This window comes from Desulfosarcina sp., assembly GCF_041551955.1.
In the GTDB taxonomy this organism is placed as follows: Bacteria; Desulfobacterota; Desulfobacteria; order Desulfobacterales; family Desulfosarcinaceae; genus Desulfosarcina.
The window spans coordinates 1-4664 of record NZ_JBFELV010000409.1 but is presented as its reverse complement, the minus strand read 5'-3'; the positions used below and the strand labels follow the sequence as shown (position 1 = coordinate 4664).

The window sequence follows — 4664 nt, the reverse complement described above, 5'->3', positions numbered from 1 at the left end:
CTTTTCACAGAGTTCACCAAGCGGTCTGTGCCACATTCGGATCAATTGATAATAGGGTGTGGCTTTAAGGTCGTCGATGTTGAAGTAGTTAGGCTCCAAGCCCTGGACAACGTCCATGGGGGATAGTTTCCCAACGATCTTCTCCGTCACATCGTAGACCAGCAAAATTCTTTCAGGCGCCTTCCCCAACTGGAATTCCCGATCGGCCGTCTCCAGCGCTTCCACCGCTTCCATAAAAGTGGCTTGGCTGGAAATGCGCGGAAACTCGTCAATTGGGCGCATCAATTCTCTTACTTTCATTTTTTCCATTTTTTGGTGTCCTCCCATTTGATTGGCCGCGGAATCCGTCGATTATCGGTTTGCGAAATAGGGATATAGCTTTTTAAGACAGGCCGGACAGATGCCGTGGCTGAATGTCGCATCGGTCCGCTTTTGAACATAGGCTTCCAGCCGGTGCCACACTCCTTCTTCATCCCGGATATTCTTGCATGACGCGCAAATCGGGATGAATCCGCTGAGGATCTTCTCATATTTTTTCTGAATATCGAGGTAAAGTCTAGTTTTTTCTTCTTCGAGAGTTTTGCGTTGAAGGACCTGACCGATCAGTTTGGCGATCGCCTCCAACAGGAACACTTCCTCTTCCAGAAAAGGGCCTTGGAAGCATTCAGGGCGCATTTCCGCATAAGCGACCTCAACTGAACCGATCTTTTCCTTTTTTTGGAAAATGTCAGCGGTCAATATCCAGTTGCTTTGGACATATCGTTCGGAACGGTATTCTTTGTCGCCAAAGATCAGTCGGGCACAGGCAATTTTGGGGAATTGCCACCCGCTGGGCAGCAGATCAACCACTTCCTGGAGTGTTTTTTCCAAGGGTGTGTCGTCCGCTACACCCAATAGCTTGAATGCACCGTAAAGGCATTTCAGCTCTTTAGTCCGCTCGTTTAAATCGTGAACGTGTTTGATATCAACCCTGTGTGGGTGGGGAGATGGGTTCTTTTTAGGCATGTCCATTTCCATTTCGGAATATTTGAGGTAATACAACGTCAATTCACTCACCCGTCGATCGCAATGACGAGATTAAAGCCTTTGCCGAAACTTTGGCATCCCCGAGCATCATGATGGCCTTGTCGCTGTCGTAAAGCGGGTTGACGACGCCCGAATAACCGGGATTTTTATCGACATTACAGATGATTATTTTTTGTGCCTCATGGGCCATCAAAATCGGCATGCCCGAGATCGGTGTGCCTTCGCTTTGTATGGCTGCCGGATTCACGACGTCGCAGGCACCAAAGACCATGGCCACGTCCGTATCGGCGAACCGGGGATTGACCTCATCCATTTCAAGCAGGTTGTCGTAGTCGACGTCGGCTTCGGCCAGGAGCACATTCATATGCCCGGGCATTCTTCCGGCAACCGGATGGATGGCGTATTTTACGCACGCACCTCTTTTTTCTAAAAGTGAAGCCAGTTCCACCACATCGAACTGCGCTTTGGCCAGCGCCATGCCGTATCCGGGGATAATGACGACATTTTTTGCCGAAGCCAGCGCAGCCACTGCATCGGCGCTGTTGTTGGAAGGCGGTTTATCCGCGACCGTCTCGCAAGGCTGTTTGTCCGTCAGGGATGCCAATAGCTGATCGACTGTCTTTTTTGCATCTCCGGGCAGCATGATGGTATTGCTTTTTTCGTACAACGGGTTCTCGACACCCGAATAGCCCGGTTTTTCATCGAAGTTGCAGCACACCACATGTTTGGCTTGATGGGCCATCAGGATCGGCATGCCTGATATGGGCGTTCCCTCGACATCGATGGCTGCGGGATTGACCACATCGCAAGCACCGACGACCAGAACCAGGTCGGTGTGCTGAAAGTCGGGATTGATGGTTTCCATCTCCACCAGCATGTCATAATCCACACCGGCTTCGGCCAGGAGCACATTCATATGCCCGGGCATTCTTCCGGCAACCGGATGGATGGCGTATTTAACATCTTTGCCCATGGCGATCATCCGTTGGGCAAGATCGGCCACCTCCATTTGGGCTTTGGCAAGGGCCATCCCATAGCCGGGAACGATGATCACGGTTTTGGCCTTCAGAATAACGGCAGCCGCCTTTTTCAGATCCTGCGCCGCATCTGCCACCCCCTTGCCTGCAACCACAGATGGGGTGGACAATGCGGTCGATTGGCTCGTTTTATCCAAGGCACGCTTTGGTTTTTTTTGTTCGGGGAAGAACACCCTGAAAAGATTTCGATTCATGGCCTTGCACATCACATGGGTAAGGATAGAACCCGATGCCGCCACGGTTGCGCCGAAGGCAATCAACAGTTGGTTGCCGATCACCATCCCGCAAAATGAGGCAGCCAAACCGGCCGTGGCATTCAGAAATGAAATCAGCACCGGCATATCGGCGCCGCCAATGCGAATCGAAAACAAGATACCGAAAAGAACGGACAGCAGGATCTGGGCAAGATAGAGAACCCATGCCAGTTCGGTTGTGAAATAAAAGGATGACCCGCCAACAAACAACAGGCCGCCGATATTCCACAACATGAGTAAATTGTGGCCCGGCAGGATTTGGGGTGTCTGCCTGATTCTGTTGGCTAATTTGGCGCTGGCAACCATACTGGCACTGAAGGTCAACGCACCGATGGTCAAGCCCAACACCCCTGAAACTTCGCTTACCGTATCTAATGCATGGGTGCTGCGGGTCAGTTCGACCAGCGATACAAGAAATGCAGCCACGCCGCCGGCACCGTGTTGGAATGCCACCATGGCCGGGATCTGAATCATGCTGACGGCGCGTGCCACCGCATATCCGGCGATCGCCCCCCCCAGCAGCGAGATGACCACGACACCCGCATCCATGACCCCATTTCTGTACAGAACCAGAAAGAAAGCACAGGTCAGTGAAAAGGCTGCCATCAGGTTGCCAAACTTTGCCCTGCGGGGTTCGCGAAACAACCATATCCCCGCTATCAGAACAATGATAACGATTAAATCGATGATTAGTGTCATAGTGTGTATGATCTTATTTATTTGTTGCTCAACGGTGTGCGTTTGTCCTTGAAAAGCCTCAGCATCCTGTCCGTAATGGCAAAACCGCCGACCACATTGAAAGCGGCAGTAATAATCGCCACCGAACCCAATAGTTTTACCGGGACGGTGGTTGGCACTGAAAACAGAATCAACGCCCCCAGTATGGTAACGGCGGAAATAGCGTTGGTCATGGACATCAAGGGCGTGTGCAGCAATGACGGCACCTTGGATATCAGCAGATAACCGATAATAAAGGATGCCAGGAAAACGCCGGCCATCAATAGTAAGTTTCCCATCTGTATGTCTCTCTCCGCTTAGTTGGACAAACCACCCCGCAAGGCCTTGAGTGTACCCTGGTGATGGATGGTTGAACGATGGGTGACGAGAGAACTTTCTACAATTTCATCTTTCAGATCGAGTTCTCCCACACCGTTTTTGAAAAGATTTTCCACATAGTAGTAAATGTTGTTGGCATACAGCCAACTGGCGTGAACCGCCATCCTGCCGGGGATATTCTGGATCCCGCAGACATTGACACCCAGGTGTTGGATAAAACGCCCTGGTTCGGTGATCGCGCAGTTACCTCCCTGATCGACGGATACATCCATAATGACCGAGCCCGGTTTCATGTTGGCAACCATTTTCTCGGTAACCAGGATGGGTGCGACTTCACCCGGCACCAAGGCACTGAGGATGACCACATCCGCCTCTTCCAGATGGGGGATGAACAGACGCCGCTCAATTTCGAGCCATTCGTCTTCCAGGGCATTTGCATAACCGCCCTTGCCGACAGCCAGTTCTTGAGGAATGTCGAATTCTACCACCTTGGCCCCCAGGCTATCGGCCTGTGTGCAGGCGTCTTTGCGAATATCGATGGCTTTGACAACGCCGCCGAGACGCTTGGCGGTTGCAATGGCTTGCAGTCCCACGACACCGGCCCCGACTACTAAAAATTTTGCCGGCTTGATCGTACCGATGGCGGTACCGATCATGGGGATGAATGTTGGCAACAGGTTGGCGGCCATGATCACGGATTTATAGCCGGTGACGGTACTCATGGAAGACAAGGCGTCCATGCGCTGGGCCCGGGAGATGCGCGGGATGCCGTCCATCGTGAAGGCGGTGATGTTCTTATCCCGAAGTCGTTTGACAATATCGTGGCTTTCCGGTGCTGCCGGATGGAGAAAGGTGATCAGGACACTGTCATCGCGAAGCATATTGACTTCATGCTTGTCCAGTCGTTCGTTGAAGATCGGTTGTTTGACCTTTAAGGTCACATCGGCTTCGGCAAACAAACGCTCTGCATCGGCGACCATCGTTGCCCCGGCATCTTCATACGCTTCGTCGCTGATCAGTACGCCTTCGCCGGCCGACGATTCAACGGCAACGTCAAAGCCCAGGTCAATGTATTTCCTGACTGTTTCCGGTGTGGCGGCGACTCTTTTTTCTTCCGGCAAGATCTCTTTGGGAATTCCGATTAACATAATTCACCTCGTCTTATTTAGTGGCATTCAAATTTATGGATGTCGTTCGCTACCGGTCATCAGGTGTTGCCGTGATCCATCATGGCGTTGGCGACTTTGATAAAACCGGCAATATTGGCGCCTGTAAAGTAGTTGCCTTTATG

The 4664-nt window shown here is 51.8% G+C and carries 4 protein-coding genes and 1 pseudogene; all 5 read right to left on the bottom strand.

Annotated elements, in window-relative coordinates; genetic code table 11:
• A pseudogene (locus ABYV26_RS21290) lies at nucleotides 1-309 on the bottom strand (hypothetical protein); the annotation flags it as partial.
• Between the two features lie 42 nt (nucleotides 310-351).
• A complete protein-coding gene (locus ABYV26_RS21285) occupies nucleotides 352-1005 on the bottom strand; it encodes a hypothetical protein (protein ID WP_372683370.1) in 654 nt (217 codons plus the stop codon).
• 43 nt (nucleotides 1006-1048) lie between these two features.
• Nucleotides 1049-3016, bottom strand: a complete 1968-nt coding sequence (locus ABYV26_RS21280) for an NAD(P)(+) transhydrogenase (Re/Si-specific) subunit beta (protein WP_372683369.1) — start codon at nucleotides 3014-3016, stop codon at nucleotides 1049-1051.
• Between the two features lie 17 nt (nucleotides 3017-3033).
• A complete protein-coding gene (locus ABYV26_RS21275) occupies nucleotides 3034-3333 on the bottom strand; it encodes an NAD(P) transhydrogenase subunit alpha (RefSeq protein WP_372683368.1) in 300 nt (99 codons plus the stop codon).
• An 18-nt stretch (nucleotides 3334-3351) separates the two neighbouring features.
• Nucleotides 3352-4521 (bottom strand): NAD(P) transhydrogenase subunit alpha, encoded by a 1170-nt coding sequence (locus tag ABYV26_RS21270; protein ID WP_372683367.1) that lies wholly within the window; start codon nucleotides 4519-4521, stop codon nucleotides 3352-3354.
• Nucleotides 4522-4664: the final 143 nt, after the last annotated feature.

Coding starts and splice junctions, on each gene's coding strand:
- ABYV26_RS21280 (WP_372683369.1), bottom strand. CDS start 3,016: ATGACACTAATCATCGATTTAATCGTTATCATTGTTCTGATAGCGGGG.
- ABYV26_RS21275 (WP_372683368.1), bottom strand. CDS start 3,333: ATGGGAAACTTACTATTGATGGCCGGCGTTTTCCTGGCATCCTTTATT.
- ABYV26_RS21270 (WP_372683367.1), bottom strand. CDS start 4,521: ATGTTAATCGGAATTCCCAAAGAGATCTTGCCGGAAGAAAAAAGAGTC.
- ABYV26_RS21285 (WP_372683370.1), bottom strand. CDS start 1,005: ATGCCTAAAAAGAACCCATCTCCCCACCCACACAGGGTTGATATCAAA.